General features: G+C 37.8%; 23 protein-coding genes. 16 read left to right on the top strand and 7 right to left on the bottom strand.

Annotated elements, in window-relative coordinates:
- Positions 1 to 23 precede the first annotated feature (23 nt).
- The 3 genes from A1D25_RS04860 to A1D25_RS04850 form a co-directional block, all read right to left on the bottom strand.
- Entirely contained in the window at positions 24 to 230 is a 207-nt protein-coding gene (locus A1D25_RS04860) for a type II toxin-antitoxin system RelE/ParE family toxin (RefSeq protein WP_157394574.1), read from the bottom strand.
- Between the two features lie 55 nt (positions 231 to 285).
- Entirely contained in the window at positions 286 to 870 is a 585-nt protein-coding gene (locus tag A1D25_RS04855) for a methylated-DNA--[protein]-cysteine S-methyltransferase (RefSeq protein WP_157394573.1), read from the bottom strand.
- Between the two features lie 68 nt (positions 871 to 938).
- Positions 939 to 2363: an outer membrane protein transport protein gene (locus A1D25_RS04850; RefSeq protein WP_157394572.1), complete on the bottom strand. Its 1425-nt coding sequence runs from the start codon at positions 2361 to 2363 to the stop codon at positions 939 to 941.
- Between the two features lie 242 nt (positions 2364 to 2605).
- Here A1D25_RS04850 and A1D25_RS04845 point away from each other — a divergent pair, with 242 nt between their 5' ends.
- From A1D25_RS04845 to iscX, 12 genes are all read left to right on the top strand, one after another.
- Positions 2606 to 2890 (top strand): YfcZ/YiiS family protein, encoded by a 285-nt coding sequence (locus A1D25_RS04845; RefSeq protein WP_157394571.1) that lies wholly within the window; start codon positions 2606 to 2608, stop codon positions 2888 to 2890.
- A 35-nt stretch (positions 2891 to 2925) separates the two neighbouring features.
- Positions 2926 to 3507 (top strand): Uma2 family endonuclease, encoded by a 582-nt coding sequence (locus A1D25_RS04840; protein WP_157394570.1) that lies wholly within the window; start codon positions 2926 to 2928, stop codon positions 3505 to 3507.
- Between the two features lie 254 nt (positions 3508 to 3761).
- The gene (locus tag A1D25_RS04835; protein WP_157394569.1) at positions 3762 to 4211 is read left to right on the top strand and encodes an Rrf2 family transcriptional regulator; all 450 of its coding nucleotides are present in this window, start codon (positions 3762 to 3764) and stop codon (positions 4209 to 4211) included.
- A gap of 35 nt (positions 4212 to 4246) precedes the next feature.
- Positions 4247 to 5467 carry an IscS subfamily cysteine desulfurase gene (locus A1D25_RS04830; protein ID WP_157394568.1) on the top strand — a complete coding sequence of 407 codons (1221 nt, stop codon included), beginning with the start codon at positions 4247 to 4249 and terminating at the stop codon, positions 5465 to 5467.
- A 66-nt stretch (positions 5468 to 5533) separates the two neighbouring features.
- On the top strand, positions 5534 to 5917 hold the full coding sequence (iscU, locus tag A1D25_RS04825) for a Fe-S cluster assembly scaffold IscU (protein WP_157394567.1): 384 nt from the start codon (positions 5534 to 5536) through the stop codon (positions 5915 to 5917).
- A gap of 192 nt (positions 5918 to 6109) precedes the next feature.
- Entirely contained in the window at positions 6110 to 6433 is a 324-nt protein-coding gene (iscA, locus tag A1D25_RS04820) for an iron-sulfur cluster assembly protein IscA (protein ID WP_157394566.1), read from the top strand.
- Between the two features lie 9 nt (positions 6434 to 6442).
- Complete coding sequence (gene hscB / locus A1D25_RS04815) at positions 6443 to 6964, top strand: Fe-S protein assembly co-chaperone HscB (protein WP_157394565.1); 522 nt, start codon at positions 6443 to 6445, stop codon at positions 6962 to 6964.
- Positions 6965 to 6977: 13 nt separating this feature from the next.
- Positions 6978 to 7805 carry a KilA-N domain-containing protein gene (locus A1D25_RS04810; protein ID WP_157394564.1) on the top strand — a complete coding sequence of 276 codons (828 nt, stop codon included), beginning with the start codon at positions 6978 to 6980 and terminating at the stop codon, positions 7803 to 7805.
- Positions 7806 to 8438: a DUF2625 family protein gene (locus tag A1D25_RS04805; RefSeq protein ID WP_157394563.1), complete on the top strand. Its 633-nt coding sequence runs from the start codon at positions 7806 to 7808 to the stop codon at positions 8436 to 8438.
- A 76-nt stretch (positions 8439 to 8514) separates the two neighbouring features.
- A complete protein-coding gene (gene hscA / locus A1D25_RS04800; RefSeq protein ID WP_157394562.1) occupies positions 8515 to 10371 on the top strand; it encodes a Fe-S protein assembly chaperone HscA in 1857 nt (618 codons plus the stop codon).
- 9 nt (positions 10372 to 10380) lie between these two features.
- A complete protein-coding gene (gene fdx / locus A1D25_RS04795) occupies positions 10381 to 10722 on the top strand; it encodes an ISC system 2Fe-2S type ferredoxin (protein WP_157394561.1) in 342 nt (113 codons plus the stop codon).
- A complete protein-coding gene (iscX, locus tag A1D25_RS04790) occupies positions 10722 to 10916 on the top strand; it encodes a Fe-S cluster assembly protein IscX (RefSeq protein ID WP_006248391.1) in 195 nt (64 codons plus the stop codon). Before fdx ends, iscX begins: the two co-directional genes overlap by 1 nt.
- Before the next feature lie 77 nt (positions 10917 to 10993).
- On the opposite strand, the gene dxs is transcribed toward iscX, so the two are convergent.
- Both dxs and suhB read right to left on the bottom strand, forming a co-directional pair.
- The gene (gene dxs / locus A1D25_RS04785; protein ID WP_157394560.1) at positions 10994 to 12844 is read right to left on the bottom strand and encodes a 1-deoxy-D-xylulose-5-phosphate synthase; all 1851 of its coding nucleotides are present in this window, start codon (positions 12842 to 12844) and stop codon (positions 10994 to 10996) included.
- A gap of 66 nt (positions 12845 to 12910) precedes the next feature.
- A complete protein-coding gene (suhB, locus tag A1D25_RS04780; protein ID WP_157394559.1) occupies positions 12911 to 13723 on the bottom strand; it encodes an inositol-1-monophosphatase in 813 nt (270 codons plus the stop codon).
- 145 nt (positions 13724 to 13868) lie between these two features.
- Here suhB and A1D25_RS04775 point away from each other — a divergent pair, with 145 nt between their 5' ends.
- Positions 13869 to 14954 carry a tRNA/rRNA methyltransferase gene (locus A1D25_RS04775; RefSeq protein WP_157394558.1) on the top strand — a complete coding sequence of 362 codons (1086 nt, stop codon included), beginning with the start codon at positions 13869 to 13871 and terminating at the stop codon, positions 14952 to 14954.
- 77 nt (positions 14955 to 15031) lie between these two features.
- Here A1D25_RS04775 and cysS read toward each other — a convergent pair whose 3' ends face one another.
- Positions 15032 to 16411 (bottom strand): cysteine--tRNA ligase, encoded by a 1380-nt coding sequence (cysS, locus tag A1D25_RS04770; protein WP_157394557.1) that lies wholly within the window; start codon positions 16409 to 16411, stop codon positions 15032 to 15034.
- 152 nt (positions 16412 to 16563) lie between these two features.
- Between cysS and A1D25_RS04765 the strand changes: the two genes are divergently transcribed.
- The gene (locus A1D25_RS04765; protein ID WP_157394556.1) at positions 16564 to 17073 is read left to right on the top strand and encodes a peptidylprolyl isomerase; all 510 of its coding nucleotides are present in this window, start codon (positions 16564 to 16566) and stop codon (positions 17071 to 17073) included.
- 45 nt (positions 17074 to 17118) lie between these two features.
- Here A1D25_RS04765 and cpdB read toward each other — a convergent pair whose 3' ends face one another.
- Positions 17119 to 19095 carry a 2',3'-cyclic-nucleotide 2'-phosphodiesterase gene (cpdB, locus tag A1D25_RS04760; protein WP_157394555.1) on the bottom strand — a complete coding sequence of 659 codons (1977 nt, stop codon included), beginning with the start codon at positions 19093 to 19095 and terminating at the stop codon, positions 17119 to 17121.
- 231 nt (positions 19096 to 19326) lie between these two features.
- Between cpdB and A1D25_RS04755 the strand changes: the two genes are divergently transcribed.
- Positions 19327 to 20538 carry a hypothetical protein gene (locus A1D25_RS04755; RefSeq protein ID WP_157394554.1) on the top strand — a complete coding sequence of 404 codons (1212 nt, stop codon included), beginning with the start codon at positions 19327 to 19329 and terminating at the stop codon, positions 20536 to 20538.
- An 82-nt stretch (positions 20539 to 20620) separates the two neighbouring features.
- Positions 20621 to 22048, top strand: a complete 1428-nt coding sequence (locus tag A1D25_RS04750) for a surface lipoprotein assembly modifier (protein WP_157394553.1) — start codon at positions 20621 to 20623, stop codon at positions 22046 to 22048.
- The last annotated feature ends 100 nt before the right edge of the window (positions 22049 to 22148 follow it).

Genomic DNA, 22148 nt, shown 5'->3' with positions numbered 1-22148 from the left:
GTCCGTTTATTGAATACAACAAATTAGGGTTTGTCATCAGTCTGACTAATATCTTTTTTACCTACACGCAATTCAAATAATCCTTGCTTAATTGGGCGAGTATCAGGAAAGCGAAGCTCATTACCCAAGAGTTCAAGTTTATCCAATTTGGCTAATAGTTTTGCTTTCATTACATCATCAAGTTCTTCTATTTCGGAAAAAGCCTGTGGGTGGAATAGTAATTCAAACATATAAGTTATATTGTGGTTTAAATTTGTTCTTATTATAACTTTAAAGAAATGTCTTTCAAGATAATTTAGAATTTATATCCACATTCTTGTTAACCCAATTTTTATTTTTTGCTTTGACAAATTCAATCCCTTTATCTTGATAAACAATACCTTCAAGTTGTAGTAAATAGCGTTTGGTCGGTAAACCACCACCAAATCCGGTTAAGGCTTGATTTTTACCAAGTACACGATGGCAAGGAATTAAAATAGAAATTGGGTTACGTCCAACTGCACCTCCCACTGCTCGCATCGCATTGGGTTTGCCAAGTTGTTTGGCTAACTCGCCGTAGCTAGTGGTTTTTCCATAGGGAATTGCTAAAAGTAATTGCCAAACAGATTGTTGAAAAGGCGTACCGATAGGGGCAAGAAAATCTAATTGCGAAAATTCAATAGGCTCGCCTGCAAAATAGCGGCCTAAAATATTTGATGTTTTGCAAAAAATATGGCGAATCTCACCGCTTGTTTCGGTAGCTTCTAGCCAGTTTTCAATGGAATAAGGGCGTTGTTCTTGTTCAAATTCGATACCAATAAGCCCTTGTTTCTGAGCAATAAGCAGAAGGTTGCCAACAGCTGATGAATAAAATTGGTAGTATGTTTGCATTTATTTTCCTAAAAGAAAAAGGCGTGTCACCATAGTGTACACGCCTTTGAGGATTATTCTAGAGCATTTTAGAATTTATAATTCACATTTAAGCCGTAAAGGTTTGCTTTCGCTTTCACTTTGAAATCTGCTAAGCCATCTTCATTGAATGCGTTTTTGCTACCACGAAGATGTGAATAGCCTAAATCAGCAGAAAGATTTGGTGTAAAGCGGTAAGTTGCACCGAATGAATACCAAGTACGATCTGTATCTGGAATTGAAATTGATGGGTTAGTTATGCTAGCACTCTCATCATAAGCCATACCTGTGCGTAATGTTAATGCTTCATTCACATCATAAGAGAAACCTAATGCAATGCGTGATGCATCGTTGAAGTTTTCTGTTTTGTGGAAAAGTTTATTACCATTTGCTGCGTAGGCGTCTAAACTCTTAAATGAACTCCAGTCAGTACGTTTATAGCTATATTGCATTGCTAATTTTTCAGTGAGTTTATGGTAACCTGATACTTCCCAGAATGATGGTAATGTTAATGAAAGCGAGCCAGGGATAGTTGCTCCGCCAGTTGTTGTATCAACTACACTTGGAATAGCGACTGCTACCGTATTTGAGTATTTACCTTTGAAATTCAATTTGATTGGCGAGTGGTATGCAAAACCTAAACGGTTATTTTCATTGATTTCATAAAGTAAGCCAACATTCCAACCAAAGCCCCATTTATCACCTTTAAGTTTGTGGATTGTATCGCTTTCTTTCGTTAACGCATTGATTTGAGTTAATCCTCTAGCTGTTGCTTCTAGTCCTGCTTTTCTTGCATTTAAATTAGCAAGTGTTGCCTGAACTTGCGGTGAATTTTGTGCTTGCTGTGGTAACGCTTGTATTTGATTGATACCAGCTTCAATTTGTTGCAAGCCTGCTTGTACTTTTGCTTGAGCGACTTCTACTGAGTTACCTAAGTATCGTTCTAGTGTTGCTTTAGCGTGAACAGCATTTACACCAGCACCAATGCTAAAGCCATAACCTAAATTATAAGCACCACTTAAATTAACATTTACAGCAGAAAGATCGGTTCTACCACCAAAGAAACCAGCACTATAATTTGAATTAAATTCTGATTTCAAACCATAGTTTACATTAACTCCACCGCCCACAGAAAAACGTTCATTAATTGGTGCAACGATATAAGCATTTGGTACTATTGCATTTGGCACAATGTTTCGGTGAGAAGCATTTTGAGCAGAAGCTAATCTTCCTGAAATATGAATATCTGAATCTACATAAACGCCACCAGCAGAAATTTCAATTTGTTTAAATTTAGTCATTAAAGCAGGGTTAGTAGCGACAACAGAAGCATCATTTGCAACGGCTGCATTCCCTGCATATGCCATACCTAAACCTGAAGTAGAGACTTCGGCAAGTTGGAACGCTGCTGCAGAAGCTCCTGCTGCTGAAAAGGTGAAAAGTGTGGCGAGTGTTGTTTTTGTAAATTTAGTCATTGGGTAATCTCCATAAAATAAGCGGTTAGATCGTCAAATTATTTTGCTAACCATTTGCAAATATAAAACGGGCGTGATTCTACGGAGCTAGATGTTATCAAGCAATGTAATTTAACAAATTTGTAAAGAGTTCCGACCAGTTGGATTGAACTTATGGGAATGAAACAGAGGTAATATTTGCGATTAGATGCCAACAGGAGTAAAATAACCCCAATTATTTATCGACTGAAATGAGGTGGAAAATGTCTGAATGTAAAGCAAATGAAAGTCCAATGTGTTGTTGTGTTGATGTTGGCACTATTATTGATAACAGCGATTGTGCTGTTGATTTCTCACAAGTTTATGCAACTCAATCAGAAGCAGAAGATGCACTTGCTTATTTAACCAGTAAAGCAAGGGCTGCAGAATCAGAACCCTGCCAAATTACGAGCGAAATTAAACCTGTAGCTGATGGCTATGAGTTAGTTGCTCGTTTTGATTTTAGTTGCCAAGCAGAAACAATGATTTTTCAGTTATCGACAAGATAATTTTAAGATTTGTCTTAATTGTAAGGAGATAGAAAATGAGCGTAATAACTAGTCTAGAACAGTTAGATCTAAAGCGTAGTTACAGTTACTCCGACTATCTTTTATGGCAATTAAAAGAACGCGTAGAAATTATCAAAGGTAAAATTCTAGCAATGTCGCCAGCACCTAATAGGTTGCATCAACGTATCTCAATGAAATTAACGTTACAACTTGCTAATGTTTTTGATAATCATCAGTGTCAGCTATATGTCGCCCCTTTTGATGTTCGTTTTCCTGATGAAAATGGCAATGTAAAAACCGTTGTTCAACCTGATTTATGTGTAATTTGCGATCCGAACAAATTAGATGAACAAGGTTGTATTGGAGCACCAGATTTAATTATTGAAATTTTATCGCCAGGTAATTCTAAGCGAGAAATGAAAGATAAATATGAGCTGTATCAAGAACAAGGTGTTAGTGAGTATTGGGTCGTTCGCCCTGAAGAACGAAATATCCACATTTATCTACTTGAAAATGGGCGTTATATTGGTATCGCCCCTGTGGTTGAAGATGAAATTATTACTTCAGTGAAATTCCCTGCATTGAGTTTTTCAACAGAAGGATTATATGATTTATAAAACAACTGTTTGGCATCGTGCAGAGTACTGATAAACCTTAACTTGTTATATTTAATAAACAGATGCTAATGTGGTATCTCGACATAAAAATATTTTATTTGTCAATGATCTGAAATTCGGGATATTCTCTCGAATTTTTTTCAATTAATCACTAAAACCTTTCAATTCAATAACCCAAAAAAACTTGACTAAATTAGTAGGGTATATCAGAATTTGTGCCTACTAAATAGTCATTCGTAAATAAGGCTAAATGTATGAAATTGACATCAAGAGGTCGCTATGCGGTAACGGCGATTTTAGATATTGCTTTACACGGTAAATCATTGCCTGTAAGCCTTGCTGATATAGCTGAACGCCAAGCAATCTCGCTCTCTTATTTAGAACAGCTTTTTGCACAATTACGCCGTGAAGGGATTGTTCATAGTGTAAGAGGTCCAGGCGGTGGCTATCAATTAGGTAAAACCCCAGATGAAATCAATGTGGGAATGATCATCGCAGCAGTAAATGAAAGCGTTGATGTATCAAAATGTAAAGGGAGTGGGAATTGCAGTAATAATAGTCAATGCCTAACTCATTCATTATGGGAAAGATTAGAAGTTCAAATTGAACAATTTTTACATACGATTACGTTGGCGGAACTGGTGGAAGAACATCGTGATCACGACTGTGAAAAAGCACATTGCCACGAACACCACCGTCATTAAATAAAATAAAGCATTTGCTTAACTTAGGAGTAACAATGAAATTACCAATTTATTTGGATTATGCAGCAACCACCCCGATGGATGAACGTGTTGCGAAAAAAATGATGGAATATATGACAAAAGACGGCATCTTCGGAAACCCAGCGTCTCGCTCACATAAATTTGGGTGGGAAGCAGAAGAAGCTGTTGATATTGCTCGTAACCAAATCGCAGATTTAATCGGTGCAGATGCTCGTGAAATCGTTTTCACATCAGGTGCAACAGAATCTGATAACCTTGCTATTAAAGGTGCTGCACATTTCTACCAAACAAAAGGTAAACATATTATTACCATTAAAACTGAGCATAAAGCAGTGTTAGATACTTGCCGTCAATTAGAGCGTGAAGGTTTTGAAGTAACTTACTTAGAGCCTGAAACAAACGGCTTAGTTGATGTTGCTAAATTAGAAGCAGCGATTCGTCCAGATACCATTTTAGTTTCTGTAATGCACGTTAATAACGAAATTGGCGTAATTCAACCAATTGCTGAGATCGGAAAAATCTGCCGTGCGAAGAAAATCATTTTCCACGTAGATGCAACACAGTCTGTGGGTAAAATTGCGGTTAATGTACAAGAATTAAACGTTGATTTAATGTCTTTCTCAAGCCACAAATTATACGGACCAAAAGGTATCGGTGGCTTATATGTATGCCGTAAACCACGAGTACGTTTAGAAGCGATTATTCACGGTGGTGGCCACGAACGTGGTATGCGTTCAGGTACATTACCAGTACACCAAATTGTTGGTATGGGTGAAGCATATCGTATTGCGAAAGAAGAAATGGCAACAGAAATGCCACGCATTAAAGCATTGCGTGACCGTTTATACAAAGGCTTTGAAGGTATGGAAGAAGTTTATGTAAACGGTACAATGGAAGAAGGTAAACGTGTTGATAGTAACTTAAATATCAGCTTTAACTTCGTAGAAGGTGAATCAATGATGATGTCATTAAAAGACATCGCAGTATCATCAGGTTCAGCGTGTACATCAGCAAGTTTAGAACCATCTTATGTATTGCGTGCATTAGGCTTAAATGACGAATTAGCTCACAGCTCTATTCGTTTCTCAATTGGTCGTTGGACAACTGAAGAAGAAATCGACCACACGATCGAAATCGTGAAAAAAGCCGTAAATAAATTACGCGAACTTTCACCGCTTTGGGAAATGTTTAAAGATGGCGTTGATTTAGACGCTATTGAGTGGAATCACCACTAATTTACCACTGCATAATTTAATTATCTTAGGCGTAGATCATACGCCTTAAACAAAAAGGAATACAAAATGGCATACAGCGATAAAGTTATTGATCACTATGAAAACCCTCGTAACGTTGGTACTTTCGATAAAGAAGCAACAGATATTGGTACAGGTATGGTAGGTGCACCAGCTTGTGGTGATATTTTACGTTTACAAATTAAAGTAAATGATGCGGGTATCATTGAAGATGCACGTTTTAAAGCATATGGCTGTGGTTCAGCAATTGCGTCAAGCTCATTGATCACTGAATGGGTAAAAGGTAAATCATTAGATGAAGCGGCACAAATTAAAAACAGCGACATCGCAGAAGAGCTTGAATTACCACCTGTAAAAGTACACTGCTCAATTCTTGCAGAAGATGCAATTAAAGCAGCAATTGCAGACTATAAAGAAAAACAAGCTAAGTAATGCTTGAATAAGCGGTTGGTTCTTGCAAAATTTTTGCGAGAACTGACCGCTTATGTTTCCGTTTATTGTTAATTTTAAAAAGTTTTTACCACATCAGACGAACGAAAGAAAATTTACTTCGATCTGCACCCCTCTTTACTAAAGAGGGGAATGAAATCTTTTTAAAATTAGCTATATTGATAAGGAGAAAAAATGAGTATTACCCTAACTGAAGCAGCCGCAAATCGAGTACGCACCTTTTTAGAAAATCGAGGAAAAGGTATTGGATTGCGACTGGGTGTTAAAACATCAGGCTGTTCAGGATTAGCGTATGTACTTGAATTTGTTGATGTCTTAAACGAAGACGATCAAGTGTTTGAACAATATGGTGTAAAAGTTATTGTTGATGAAAAAAGTCTTGTTTACCTTAGTGGTACTGAATTGGATTATGTGAAAGAAGGTCTAAACGAAGGTTTTAAATATAACAATCCAAACGTTAAGAATGAATGTGGTTGTGGCGAAAGTTTTAATGTATAGGAGTTAAAAATGGCAAACCCATTTGAGTTATTTAATTTACCTGTGCAATTTGACATTGATTCCGCTCAGCTATCAGAACGTTATTTAGCGTTACAAAAATCACTTCACCCTGATAACTTTTCGGCAAGTTCAAGTACCGAACAGCGTTTAGCAATGCAAAAATCTGCTGAAGTGAATGATGCACTACATATTTTAAAAGACCCTATTTTACGAGCAGAAAGTATTATCCAAATTCACACAGGTGAAAATCAAGATATTGAGCAAAAAAGTCAGCGAGATATGGCATTTTTGATGCAACAGTTGGAATGGCGTGAAACCCTAGAAAATATTGAAAGTGCAAAAAATGAGACAAAACTCACCGCTTTTACCCAAGAAATTGAGCTAGAACAGAAAAAAATAATTGAACAATTAACTAATTTGTTAGCTCAACAACAATGGGAAAATGCACTCATAGTTAGTGATAAACTTCGTTTTATTAAGAAACTATTGGTAGAAGTCGAGCGAGTGGAAGAAAAATTGTTTGATTTTTAGGGAAACATAAGTAATGAAAAAATCAACCATAATTGTTAAAAACACAGAAGTTAGTTTGATTCAAACTGATGAGCAAGATTATATCTCTCTAACAGATATGTTAAAGGCAAAAGATGGTGATTTTTTTATTACAGATTGGTTGAGAAATCGTAATACGATTGAATTTTTAGGCATTTGGGAAAGTATCTATAACCCTAATTTTAATTATGGCGAATTCGCCATAATTAAAAGTCAAGCTGGACTGAATAGCTACAAAATTAGTGTCAAAGAATGGGTTGCTAAAACAAATGCAATTGGTTTACAAGCTAAAGCTGGTCGTTATGGGGGAACCTATGCTCATAAGGATATCGCTTTTGAGTTTGGAATGTGGATTAGTCCAGAATTCAAAATTTATCTCATTCGTGAGTATCAGCAACTAAAAGAAGAAGAACAAAAACGTTTAGCAAGCCCTTGGAATATTCATCGAACCTTAGCGAAGGTAAACTATCGTATTCACACAGATGCAATAAAAAGTCAGATAATTCCCAATAAACTGACAGCTTCTCAAACATCTATAATATATGCAACAGAAGCTGATTTATTAAATATGGCATTATTTGGACTAACTGCTAAGCAATGGAGGGAGGCTAACCCGAAAAAAGAAGGCAATATGAGAGATTATGCATCTCTTGAGCAACTATTAGTATTAGCTAATTTAGAAAGTATGAATGCTGAACTCATTCATATGAATATTTCTCAAGAGCAGCGTTTGATTCAGTTAAATGAAATGGCAATTCGCCAATTACAAGTATTAACTTTCAATTTGCTGGATATGAAAGCAGCAACGTTAGAGAATAATTAAATGAAATCATTAGAAGAATTAGTCGATAAAAATCCTGCTTGGAATATTGTAAAAACGTGGTTTGACTCAGCTAACAATCATTATGAAGTGCTAGACCCAGATGTTGAAAATGCAGGTAAAGAACTAGTCGGAATGCAACTTTCAACGGCAACGCCACTTGGCTCAATGATTTTTTATACAGGCGGATTGCTTATTGATTACGGTTGGTTACGCATTCTAGGTTCGGGTAATGCAAAATTATCTCGCGGTTTTTTTGAATGGAATTTTGGTAAAACCTTTGAACAATCGGGTGAAAGACCATTCCATTTACTGATTGCAGATGATGTTGTCGGCGGTTATTTTGCGATCAATGGTGGTGGGCTAGGCGATAAAGTTGGGTTAGTTCATTATTTCCACCCGAAAAAACAGAAATGGGAAAGTATCGGTCTAAACTATTCTCAGTTTCTTGGCTGGGCTTTAACGGCAGATATTGCAAGTTTTTACCACGATTTACGTTGGGATAATTGGCAAAAAGAGATTGAAAAAATAAGTGGTAATCAAGTAATTAACGTTGAGACCAAACAAATTCAACCAATTGAACGCCACTATCAAGCAACATTCGCTTCTGACGATATGGGATATGCGGTGAATTAATCATTGCAACATTCTCTCAAACAAGCAGGAGAGAGAGAATAATTTATATATAGAAAGATAGATAAAAGAGATAAAAATGGCATTACTTCAAATTGCAGAACCAGGACAAATGGCAGCTCCTCACCAGCATAAATTAGCGGTGGGAATTGATTTGGGTACAACTAATTCATTAGTTGCAAGTGTGCGTAGTGGTCAAGCACAGGTGTTGCTAGATGAAAAAGAGCGAGCCTTAGTTCCATCAGTCGTTTATTACGCTCCTGAAGATAAACTGGTTGGCGTTGAGGCTTTTGAGAAAGCAGCTAGTGAGCCACAAAATACGATTGTATCGGTAAAACGTCTAATTGGTCGCTCTTTAGCAGATGTTGAACAGCGTTATCATAATTTACCTTATCAATTTATAGCGAGTGAAAATGGTTTACCGCTGATTCAAACACCACAAGGGAATAAAAGCCCAGTGGAAGTGTCGGCAGATATTTTAAGTCATTTAAATCAATTTGCAGAACAGCGTTTAGCGGGCGAATTGTCAGGGGTTGTGATCACAGTACCTGCTTATTTTGATGATGCACAACGTCAAAGTACTAAAGACGCAGCACGTTTAGCAGGGCTAAATGTATTACGTTTACTGAATGAACCAACTGCAGCAGCGATTGCTTACGGTTTAGATAGCGGACAAGAAGGTGTTATTGCCGTTTATGATTTAGGTGGCGGTACTTTTGATATTTCAATTTTACGTTTAAGTCGCGGTGTGTTTGAAGTGTTAGCCACAGGCGGAGATACTGCTCTTGGCGGCGATGATTTTGATCACTTATTAGCAAATTGGATTGCTGAACAAGCGGGATTTAAACCTGAAAATGCCAGCCAACAACGAGAGCTTTTAACTTTAGCAACTCAAGTGAAAGTGGCTCTTTCACAAGCGGAGAGTTTCTCTGTGAATTTTGCAAATTGGAGTGGCGAAATTAACCGTTTGCAATTTAATGCACTAATCCAACCGCTTGTTAAACGTTCTTTGATGACCTGTCGTAGAGCTTTAAAAGATGCAGGTGTTGAAGCAAATGAAGTGCGTGAAGTCGTAATGGTTGGCGGCTCAACTCGGGTGCCGTTTGTTCGAGAGCAAGTGGGCGAGTTTTTTGGACGCACGCCATTAACATCTATTGACCCAGATAAAGTGGTCGCATTAGGTGCCGCTATTCAAGCGGATATATTAGTGGGTAATAAACCTGATTCTGAAATGCTACTCCTTGATGTTGTGCCATTATCTTTAGGTATTGAAACAATGGGTGGTTTAGTGGAGAAAATTATTCCACGCAATACCACAATTCCTGTGGCAAAGGCTCAAGAATTTACCACATTTAAAGATGGGCAAACCGCAATGACTGTTCACGTTGTACAAGGAGAGCGTGAGTTAGTTGATGATTGTCGTTCTTTAGGACGTTTTACTTTGCGTGGTATTCCGCCGATGGTGGCAGGTGCAGCACATATTCGAGTGACTTATCAAGTTGATGCCGATGGTTTATTAAGTGTAACCGCAATGGAAAAATCAACTAAAGTGCAGGCATCTATCCAAATTAAACCATCTTATGGATTAACCGATGATGAAGTAACAGAAATGATCCGCTCATCAATGGCAAATGCCAAAGAAGATATGGAAGCTCGTCAGCTTGCTGAAGTGCGAGTAGATGCAGATCGGGTAATCGATCAAGTTGTGATTGCTTTACAAGAAGATGGTGCAACATTGCTCTCTGTTGAAGAGTTTAAAGCGATTGAACAAGAATTAGCAAAACTGATTACTGCCAAACAGCAAACAGATCGCCAAGCAATTCAACAAGGAATTAAAGATGTCGATCTTGCCACTCAAGAATTTGCGGCAAGACGAATGAATTTATCTATTCAGAAAGCATTAGCAGGTAAAACTGTTGATGAAATTATTAAATAAGAGGATATTATGCCAAAGATTGTTTTTCTTCCAAATGAAGAATTTTGCCCAGAGGGTATGGTTATTGAAGCTCAAGAGGGTGAAAACCTATTAGAAGTTGCACACAACGCAGGCGTTGAAATTCATCACGCTTGTGACTGCTCTTGTGCTTGCACAACTTGCCACGTTGTGATTCGTGAAGGTTACGATTCATTAAATGAAACAACTGAGCAAGAAGAAGATATGCTAGACAAGGCTTGGGGCTTGGAAATAGATAGTCGCCTTTCTTGTCAATGTGTTGTTGGGAAAGAAGACCTTGTCGTTGAAATTCCAAAATATAATTTAAACCACGCAAATGAGGCTGCACACTAATGAAATGGACAGATACCCGAATGATCGCAGAAAATCTGTATGATATGAATCCAGATTTAGATCCAACAACCGTACGTTTTACCGATATGCACAAATGGATTTGTGAAATGGAAGATTTTGATGATGATCCAGAAGCATCAAATGAACATATTCTTGAAGCGATTTTAACCATTTGGTTAGAAGAATACGAATAGATTAAAGATTTTCCTATTAAATGGGTGCTTATAAAAATAGGTTAAAGTTTATGGACTTTAACCTATTTTATTAACTTCTATAAGAGAGCGTTTTGGATTTTATCTGAAATATTTTCCGCCGTTAAACCTAACTCAGCATAGGCTTCAGTTTGGGTAGCTTGTGGGATAAAGAAATCAGGAATACCTAACATCATAAGCGGTCTGATTTTGCCAATTTTTTGCAAATATTCATTAACCGCACTACCAGCACCGCCTTGAATCGCATTTTCTTCAAGTGTAACAAGTAATTGATGGCTATCAGCAAGTTCTGCAATAATCTTTTCATCTAACGGTTTAACGAAACGCATATCGACAAGCGTATAATTGTACTGCTCTGCGACTTGTTTGGCTTCATTGAGTAGTGTGCCAAAATTCAGAATAGCCACTTTTTCCCCTTGTCTTAATAGGTTTGCTTTACCGATTTCTAAAGCGTGTAATGGCTGTAATTCAACGCCTTGAGCATTACCACGAGGATAGCGAATTACACTTGGTGTATTCATTTTATAAGCAGTATAGAGCATCTGACGCATCTCATTTTCATCACTTGGCGTCATAATCGTCATATTTGGAATACAACGTATAAAACTTAAATCAAATGCACCTTGATGAGTCTGTCCATCTGCACCGACAATACCTGCTCGGTCAATCGCAAAAATAACAGGAAGATTTTGGATCGCAACATCGTGAATAAGTTGATCGTAAGCACGTTGTAGGAAACTTGAATAGATTGCTACCACAGGCTTATAACCTGCAATTGCTAAGCCTGCTGCAAATGTAACAGCGTGTTGTTCTGCAATAGCGACATCAAAATATTGTTCAGGAAAACGCTTAGAAAATTCCACCATTCCAGAACCTTCACGCATTGCAGGAGTAATGCCAATCAATTTTGGATCTTGTTCTGCCATTTCACACAACCAATTTCCGAAAATATTCGAATAGGTTGGGGCGGATTTTACTTGGGGTAACTTACCGCTTGTGTGGTCAAATTTAGGCACACCGTGAAAGCCAATAGGATCTTGTTCGGCAGGCGTATAGCCTTTTCCTTTTTTGGTTTTAATATGTAGGAATTGTGGGCCAGACATATTACGCATATTCTTCAGCGTAGCGATTAATTCATCAATATCGTGTCCGTCAATAGGGCCGATATAGTTAAAACCTAAGGTTTCAAACATCGTACCAACAGGCGAAACAAAGCCTTTCATATGTTCTTCAGTTTTACGCACAAATTCTTTGATTGGTGGTAAACCAGACAATAATTTCTTGCCACCTTCACGCAAAGTTCCATAGAGCGAACCAGTAAATAAGCGTGCAAGATGATTATTTAACGCCCCAACATTCTCAGAAATAGACATTTCATTATCATTGAGAATAACCAACATATCGCTATGTAATGAACCTGCGTGGTTGATTGCTTCAAATGCCATTCCAGCAGTAATCGCACCATCTCCGATAACGCAAACAGTTTTACGCCCTGCATTTTCTTTTTCAGCAGCAACAGCGATCCCTAATCCTGCACTGATAGATGTTGATGAATGCCCAACACTTAATACGTCATAAAGGCTTTCTTCACGCCAAGGGAAAGGGTGTAAACCGTCTTTTTGACGAATAGTGTGCATTTGCTCGCGGCGACCAGTTAAAATTTTATGTGGATAGGCTTGATGACCAACGTCCCAAATCAGTTGGTCAAATGGGGTTTGATAAACATAATGCAGAGCCACTGTCAATTCGACAACACCTAAACCAGACGCTAAATGACCACTTGTTTGACTGACAGATTCAAGCAAATAAGCTCTGAGTTCATCGCATAGTGCGTGAAGTTTTTCTTTGGGTAATAAACGCAAATCTTCAGGTGAGTTAATTTGCGTAAGTAAAGGATAGTTTTTCTGCATAATTTATCTTTTATAGTTAGTCTGATGGTTATGCTATCAAAATAATCATCAATAATAGGTATAAATTTAGGCTTTTAGTTCATCAGTTAAGGTTGGCTGAATGCTGTTTAAAATCTCTTTTACAACACGTCCATTTCCTGCAACGATGTTACCTGATTTTAAGTAATCCGTACCACCCACAAAGTTGGTTACTAATGCACCAGCCTCACGAGCAATTAAGTCGCCTGCTGCACAGTCCCAAGGTTTTAAACCAATTTCAAAATAGCCATCAATTCTGCCTGATGCGACATAAGCAAGGTCTAATGCAGCTGAACCTGTACGGCGGAAATCAGCCACACCATTATTCATTAAAGCTTCAACCATATTCAAATGTGCATTACGATGTTTAGCGACTTTAAATGGGAAACCTGTGGCTAATACGCTACCGTTTAGATCACGACGCTCATTATCAATGCGTAAACGGAATTCATTTAATTTTGCACCTTCGCCACGCACAGCAGTGAATAATTCATTACGGATAGGATCGTAAACAACACCCACTTCGGTACGACCATTAACACGAATGGCGATTGAAACGGAGAAATGTGGGAAACGTTTAACAAAATTTGTTGTGCCATCTAATGGATCAATCACCCATTGAATATCGTTATTTTCGCCAGCAATAATGCCTGATTCTTCGCCCACAATAGCGTGTTCAGGGTAAGATTTGCGAATAACTTCAATAATGGCTTCTTCTGCGGCTTTATCCACAGAAGTAACATAATCATTTGTGCCTTTATTGGCAACTTGAGTATCTTGAGGGGCTGATTCATACCCTTTAGCAATAATATTGCCTGCTTTTCGTGCTGCACGAATAGCGATATTTAACATTGGATTCATAATTCCACCAGATTTTAAAGAACATACATAAAAAGAGTTGAATTATAGTGAAAGTTAAACAATAGGGCAAATAAAAAAGCCTATAATGGTAAGTCGCTTATCTGCTATACTGAGTTCAATTTTATTGCCTATATGGAACAGTTTTATGAATAATAAATTTCAAACTAAATCACCACGTTTTAAAAGTATTGAAGAACGTGGAGAACCGACTTTTAAATCGACAAGATTGGATAAAAACACTCATCGAAATACTCGTAATACTCAAGAAAAAAGAGAAAAACGTAATGATGAGTTTCGCAGAAATGAACGTAGGAATGATCGTAACGATGATAGAAAGTCTAAGTTAGGAGGTAGTATTGCCCCAAATTACGACATTTACCCAACAGAAGGTAAAAGAGCCAGTGGAGAAGGCTCAGTAAAAATCAGTGTAAAAGGGGGAAGTCGTTCTACGGAGAAAAAAACAGGCCCACTTTCACCTAGAGCCCCTGAAAAAATTCGTAATAATCGAGCCACAGAAATGAAAGTTTATGGCGAAAATGCTTGTCATACGTTATTTCAACAACGTCCAGATGCAATTATTCGTTTATGGGCAACCGTTGAAGGTGCGAAGAAAGCAGGAGAACTACTGAGTTACTTAGCCGAACAGAAAAAGGCTTATCACGTTGTTGATAGTGAAGAAATGGAACGTGTAACAGGGACTGAACACCACGGTGGTATCTGCTTACTAGTAAAAAAATCTACTCCATTTTCGTTGGAAGGCTACCTACAAATCCCTCGCCAGCGTGATTGCTTAGTCTTATTAGACGGGGTGAATAATGCACAAAATGTAGGTGGAATTATGCGTACTTGTGCATTCTACGGCGTAAAAGGCATTATTGTGGAACAGAATGATATTCTCAATTCCAGTAATGCGGCACGAGTTGCGGAGGGGGGATTAGAGTTTGTCCACCCATTAGAAACTAAACATAAGCAAATTGCTTTAGCACAATTACGCAATGCAGGTTATCAAATTGTCCATTTAACTCGTCAAAAACAAGCTCAAGTGTTATCTAAAACAGCGTTGAATGAAAAAATTGTATTTGTACTTAGTGAGGTTGTCGCAAATGACGTGGAATATCCAGAAGATACCAATGTTCAACTCTCATTTGCTAACCCATTAAATAGTGGTTTAAATGTGGCGGTAAATACAGGCATTCTTCTCACACAATGGTATCAGAGCCATATTCTATAAGAGATAAGAAAGGATTAAAGGAAAGCGGTAGGAAAAGCAAAAAATTTTGCAAATCCTACCGCTTTATCTAAAATTACCTATGCCTTACGCCAAGTTGTGCCATTTGGGGTATCTTCAAGCACAACATTCATTGCTTTTAGCTTATCACGCACTTCATCGGCTAACGCCCAATTTTTAGTTGCTTTTGCTTCATTACGTTGTTTAATGAGCGTTTCAATTTCAGCCACTTCATCATTATTCGCATCACCTTGTAAAAAGGTTTCTGGTTCTTGTTGCAATAGCCCCAATACGCCTGCTAATTGTTTCAAACGAGAAGCTAAATAATCAGCATCGGAAGAGCCTTCTGCTTTAGCTTTATTGATTTCTCTCGCTAGCTCAAATAATACAGCTAATGCCCCCGGTGTGTTGAAATCATCATTCATTGCATCTTTAAAGGCTTTCACATATTGATCTTCATCGCTAATTAAAATTGCTGTATCACAACCACGCAATGCGGTATATAGGCGTTCAAGTGCTGAACGAGCAAGGTTGATATTCTCTTCGCTATAATCTAATAAGCTACGATATTGTGCGGTTAAGAAGAAATAACGAACACTTTCACTATCATACTTGTTTAAAATATCTCGAATAGTAAAGAAGTTATTGAGTGATTTCGACATTTTCTCTTTATTGATCATCAACATTCCTGTATGTAACCAATAATTGACGTAATCATCTCCGTGTGCACAGCAAGATTGTGCAATTTCATTTTCGTGATGTGGGAACATCAAATCCGAGCCACCACCGTGAATATCAAAATGATTACCTAGCTCTTTGCTGTTCATCGCCGAGCATTCAATATGCCAACCAGGGCGACCTTTACCCCAAGGAGAATCCCAACTTGGCTCATTTTCTTTCGACATTTTCCACAACACAAAATCCATTGGGTTACGTTTGACCGATTTAATCTCAACCCTTGCTCCAGCTTGGAGTTGTTCTAGATTTTGACGTGAAAGTACCCCATAATTTTTGAATTGATCGACTTGGAACATCACATCGCCATCTTGTGCCACATAAGCGTAGCCCTTCTCAATTAAAGTTTGAACCATTTGAATAATTTCAGGAATATGCTGTGTGGCACGCGGTTCAATATCAGGGCGGAGAATGTTTAAAGCATCAAAATCACGATACATTTCCGCCACCATTTTATCCACTAACTGATCGCAGCTTTCGTTATTTTCTAACGCACGTTTGATAATTTTATCGTCCACATCAGTGATGTTACGCACATAACGCACGTTATAACCTAGATAACGCAAATAACGCACAATAACATCGAAGGAAACGAAAGTACGACCGTGCCCAAAATGACAGAGATCATAAACCGTAACCCCACAAACATACATTCCCACTTGGTTTGGCTTAATCGGTTTAAATTCTTCTTTTTCACGTTTTAAAGTGTTATATATTTTGAGCATAGTGTCCTCATTTAATTCACAATCACATTGATGATAAAAATGTGTTGAGTATAACGAATAAGCGGTCTTTTTTTGAGAATTTTTTGCAATTTTTGCGAAACTTTTTAATAATACCGCCCGAACTTTTCCCCTAATCTTATAAGGAATTTAAAATGGTTACATTACATACCAATTTTGGCGATATTAAAATCGCATTAAACGTTGAAAAAGCTCCAATCACTGCAAAAAACTTTGAAGACTACTGTAAAGAAGGTTTTTACAATAACACGATTTTCCACCGAGTGATTGATGGATTTATGATCCAAGGCGGTGGAATGGAAGCGGGTATGCGTGAAAAAAATACCAAAGCACCAATCCAAAACGAAGCCAATAACCGTTTAAGCAATAAACGTGGCACCATCGCAATGGCTCGTACATCAGATCCGCACTCAGCATCAGCACAATTTTTTATCAATGTTGCAGATAATACGTTCTTAGACTATCGTTCAAAAGAGATGCACGGACGTGAAGTTGTACAAGAATGGGGCTATGCTGTATTCGGTGAAGTTGTGGAAGGAATGGACGTGGTCGATAAAATTAAAGCCGTTGCCACAGGCAATAAAGGGTTCCACCAAGATGTACCAAAAGAAGATGTTATTATTACTTCTGTAACGGTTGAATAAGACTTTTATATAAGGTGGGCATTACACCCACCTTTCAATCTTACCTTACTTACTCAAATCTACCTGATACACTGCAAAACCAGTTTCATCAGTATTTAAGAATGTCATCGGATATTGTGCTTTCTCAGCAATAAAGGCTTTAGCTTTATCACTTGGTGATGTTTCAAAGCGAATATCTAATTTAGCCTTGCTTGCAATCGGAGCAATTCTCCAGTTTTTATCTGCACTTGGGCTAACTTGACCGTTAGTTTTGCTCTCTGCAGTGATGTAATTTGCCAAAATCTGACGATTTTCATCTGGTGCTGCAAAAACAATATGGCTATCGCCAGTGCCTGGGAATTTATTTCCATAAGCACGATAGTTATTTGTTGCAATTAAGAATTCAGCTTTTGGATCAACCGCTTTTCCGTTGTAAGTCAAATTCACTACTCGATTTGCTTTGTCATTGATTAACTTACATTCACCGTCATAACGAGCAGGCTGAGTAATATCGAATTGATATTGCACACCATCAATAACGTCAAAGTTATAAGTACGGAATCCTGTCCAATCTAACAAACTTTGTGGTTGAGCATTGCTTGGGTCGATCTGCTTGAACATTCCTGCACTACATTCTAACCACTCTTTTAGTTCCGCACCTGTTACTTTTACAACAACAAGTGTATTGGGATAGAGATATAAATCCGCTGCATTACGGAAAGTTAATTCGCCTTTATCGACTTCAGTATAACCAGATGGATCATTCTTACGCCCGCCAGCTTTAAATGGTGCCCCCGCACTTAAAATCGGCAAACCTGCTAATTCTGGTAGCCCTTTCACCACATTTTCAACATAAGCTCTTTGTGCTTGATTAACAATTTGAATAGTCGGATCATCTTGTACCAATGCTAAGTAGCTATACATATTATCGCTTGCTTTACCAATCGGCTGTGAAACAAACTCACGAGTCGCTTCGTGAACAGGTTTGAGTAAAGCGGTAACTTCAGGATGATTTTCTACGGTTGATGCTTTTTTGTCATTATCGTAAATAGGACGAAGTACGGCAGAACCGTCAATCACAACCCATTTACCATTTTCATTTGCTAACGTTAAATCAACCACGCTAATGTTATTCCCCCAGTAGCCTGCCATACTTTCAGGAATACCTTTTACTGTACCTTTCTCAATATCTGCATTTGGCGATTTAGCAAACTCTTTGTTCGGGAATAGACGATGTGAATGTCCGAAAATAACCGCATCAATGCCTTTAACATCGGCTAAATAGAAGGCTGAATTTTCTGCACCTTCTTTATAAGGCTCATCTGATGGCCCTGTATGTGCTAATGCCACAACAATATCTGCCCCTTTTTCTTTTAAAATCGGCACATATTTTTCAGCTGTTTTCACAATATCACGCGTTTCAACTTTGCCATCTAAATTTGCTTTATCCCACACCATAATTTGTGGCGGAACAAAACCGATATAACCAATTTTCACGATCTGTTTATTGCCATTTTCATCAACAACGGATTTTTCTTGAATAAAATAAGGCTGATAAACAGGCTCATCTGTCCCCACTTTTACCACATTGGCATTGATAATTGGGAATTTGGCTTGCTTGATGGAATCATCTAAATAGGCTAAACCATAGTTAAACTCGTGGTTACCCAATGTTCCCACGTCATATTGCATAAAGTTTAACGCATCAATAGCTGGGTTAGATTTCCCTTCTTTATATCCTTTAGCTGCTTGGTAATCGGCAATCGGGTTACCTTGAATTAAATCACCATTATCGACTAATACGCTATTTTTTGCTTCTTTACGAGCTTGTTCAATCAACGTTGCCGTACGAGTAAAACCGAATTTATCCGTTGGTGCATCTTTGTAGTAATCAAAGTCGGTTAAAAAGCTATGAATATCCGTTGTTCCAATAATACGCAATGCAACTTTATTCTCAGCTTTCATTGCAAAACCTAAACGGCTTGTTCCTAATGCTAAAATGGTTGTTGCTCCAATTTGGATAAAACGTCTTCTATTCATCATCGTAAAATTCCTCTCTTGTGATAAAAAACGATAAAAGACGCAAATTATCCCACAAATCTTACCGCTTGCCTAATACTTACCTTTATAGAGATAAAATTACATTTCAATAAAAATTTTTTCAGGTCTTGATTTTTTTTTTTTTACAATGGGTAAGTTTTTGTATTTTTTATACAAAAACAATATCAAAAGCGAACAATTTGTTTTCTTTATATTCAACATTAAGGATTCATTATGAATGTAACATTTAAAATTTCTGCACTTGCATTATTTGTCGCAATTACCGCAACTGGCTGTACTGGACCTAATGGCTCATCATCAGATGTAAAAGCCCCAACTCAAGTAACACCAAATACGCAAACAACTCCTAATGCATCAGGTGTAACTACGTCTCAAAGCTCATCAAGCACAACCACACCAACACCTCCACCACCTCCACCAGCAAAAATCATCAGTCTAGATAGTGCTGGTAAAAAATGGCGTGTTGTTAATAATAAGAATTCTGCATCACACGTAATTGGTTCGGATATTTCATATCGTGTATCTCGAGCATATTTGGGTTTTGTTAAAAATGGTACAATTTTAAACCGAAAACATAATACCTCATCAGATTGTACTAATAACCATTGTAAAGGCGATGTACTGCAAAACGATACTGCAATTAACAAAACTCAGCGATATTATTTAGATGAATTGGCTCAAGAAAATGGAAAACCTTTATTAGGTACCTATTCTGGTAGTATTGAAAAACCATTTGCTGGTAAAGTCGTTGATGTTTCATTTGATAATGATGATAAATTAACCATCACTAAAACAGATGCAACTAAAATTAACTACCTCTTTACTAACCAACCTTACTCCTCTTACGGGGCATTATTCACTAATAATAATGATATTGAGTCATTTGCTCTAGTCCAAAGTGCGGGAGAACAAGGTGGAAACGAAGAATTTGAAGTATATAAAAGACAACTTCATCAAGGACAAAATACTGGACGTATAGTATGGAATGAGAATGTAGCAGGTGATGCGACTTATAAGGGTAATGTGATTGCCGTCACACACACCTATCACCCAGGTAAATTTGATAGTCTACCATCACTCCCTCAAGAAGACGGCACAATTACCTTAAAAGCCCATTTTGGGGAGACTTGGGAAAAAACAACAGTCTCTGGAACACTTGATAGTAAAACAATTGGACAAATTGATTTACCACAAGCATCTTTATCTAGCAATACAATCTCCGCGCAACGTGTAGATATTTCACATAACATTAATAATAGTGGTAAGAAATTTCAAGGGGAGTATGATGTTTATTTCGGTGGAAAAGACTTAAGTGATGCTGTAGGTGGCATTAATTTACAAAACCATGAAGATATAAGCCAGTTGAATGATGGTGAAGTTCGCAAATATTCTGCTGTATTTGGTGCGACCAAACAACCTAAATAGCACTCATTATTTTTAAGTATTAAGCCGATTTGTATTCACTATAAATCGGCTTGTTTTCCATTCTTTAATACGGCAATACTTTATGAAAAAACTAACTCTTCCTTTATGTTGGCTACCTTGCTTGGCATTTGCCACACCTAATCACCACGATGAGCAAATCAAAAATGTAGCAAAGCCCATTGCACCACAAATACAGCCCGAGCTGACCCAAACAGCCCCAAATTCACAGCCAATTGATATTAGCTTGCAAGAATTAAACCAAAACCCACCGCTTGTTCATCAGCTATTAAGTGATGCGTTATTCGCACGTCAAACTGATGCTATTGCAACCTTATTGCCTGTTTATCAGCAATTTCCAAACGCAGATAAAACTTTAATTCAGTTTGCTCAAGCCAAACTTGCCAGCTTACAAGGCAAAAATAATGAGGCGATTCACCTTTATCGACAAATTTTAGCCGAGCAACCACAACTCAATGTAGTCAGAATTGAACTTGCCGTTGCCCTATTTAACGCTCAACAAAATAATGCGGCAGAAGACCAATTTAACAAAGCCAAAAGTGCAGAAAATCTGCCAGCACCAGTAATGCAGCTAATTGATGCTTACCTTGCCGCCCTAAAAAAACGCAGTAGTTGGCAATTTGGGGCAAGTGCTTATTATGTACAAGAAAACAATATCAATAACACCTCTAACTCCCCTGAAATCGAAAACACAGGTTATGTAAAAGGGGAAAGTATGCTCCCTCGCAAAGCAAATGGTTTTGCTTATAGTGCCGATTTATCTCGAGACTTCAATTTAACTGGCTCACATTACCTTACCTTTCAAAACGATTTTTCAGGCAGAAGTTATTGGAACAGCCACGATGACGATGAACTAACTAACCGCACACTCTTAGGCTACACCTATAAAAATGAAAAACAGACATTACGCTTATTGCCTTTTTTTGAAAAGCGTTGGTCTGGTGGAAGTAGCTATCGAAAAACACAAGGTGTACGAGCAGAATATAACCACTGGCTTTCGCCTAATTGGCAAATTTCTACCGCATTAGAATACGGCAAGCAAGATTATTATGATAGCCAAGCTCAAGATGGCAGCAGTAAATTAGCCTCAATAACGCTACTGTGGCTACCAAAACCACAGCAATATTTTTATGTCGGTTCTGATATTGGTTTTGAACGTACCAAAGTTCGTCAATTCAGTGCTGATACCAAAAGTTTACGTTTTGGTTGGGGACAAGAATGGCAAACATTCGGGCTATCTAGCCGCTTAGGCTTTGCCATTACCGAACGCGATTACCACGATACTGCCAAGTTAGGAAATATTCTTGATTTAGGCAAAGTCCGTTCAGACGAGGTATTCAGCACTACATTAACCCTATGGAAACGAGATTGGCACTTATTCGGAATTACCCCTAAGTTACAGCTCTCGTGGCGAAAACACGATAGTAATTTGCCAACGCTTTATTCTTATACCGACAAGAATATCAATGTAATTTTTGAGACGAGGTTTTAGGTTTAATTTTGTATTTATCAAACCCCGTGCCGTAAAACCCCGTCCTTCAGGGCGGAGATATAAGGCACAAACGGCGTAGCCGTTTCAAAGCTAACTAATC

Source organism: Ursidibacter arcticus (assembly GCF_009761375.1).
GTDB lineage: Bacteria > Pseudomonadota > Gammaproteobacteria > Enterobacterales > Pasteurellaceae > Ursidibacter > Ursidibacter arcticus.
The sequence above is the reverse complement of the archived record's forward strand: the minus strand, read 5'-3'. Positions and strand labels throughout refer to the sequence as shown.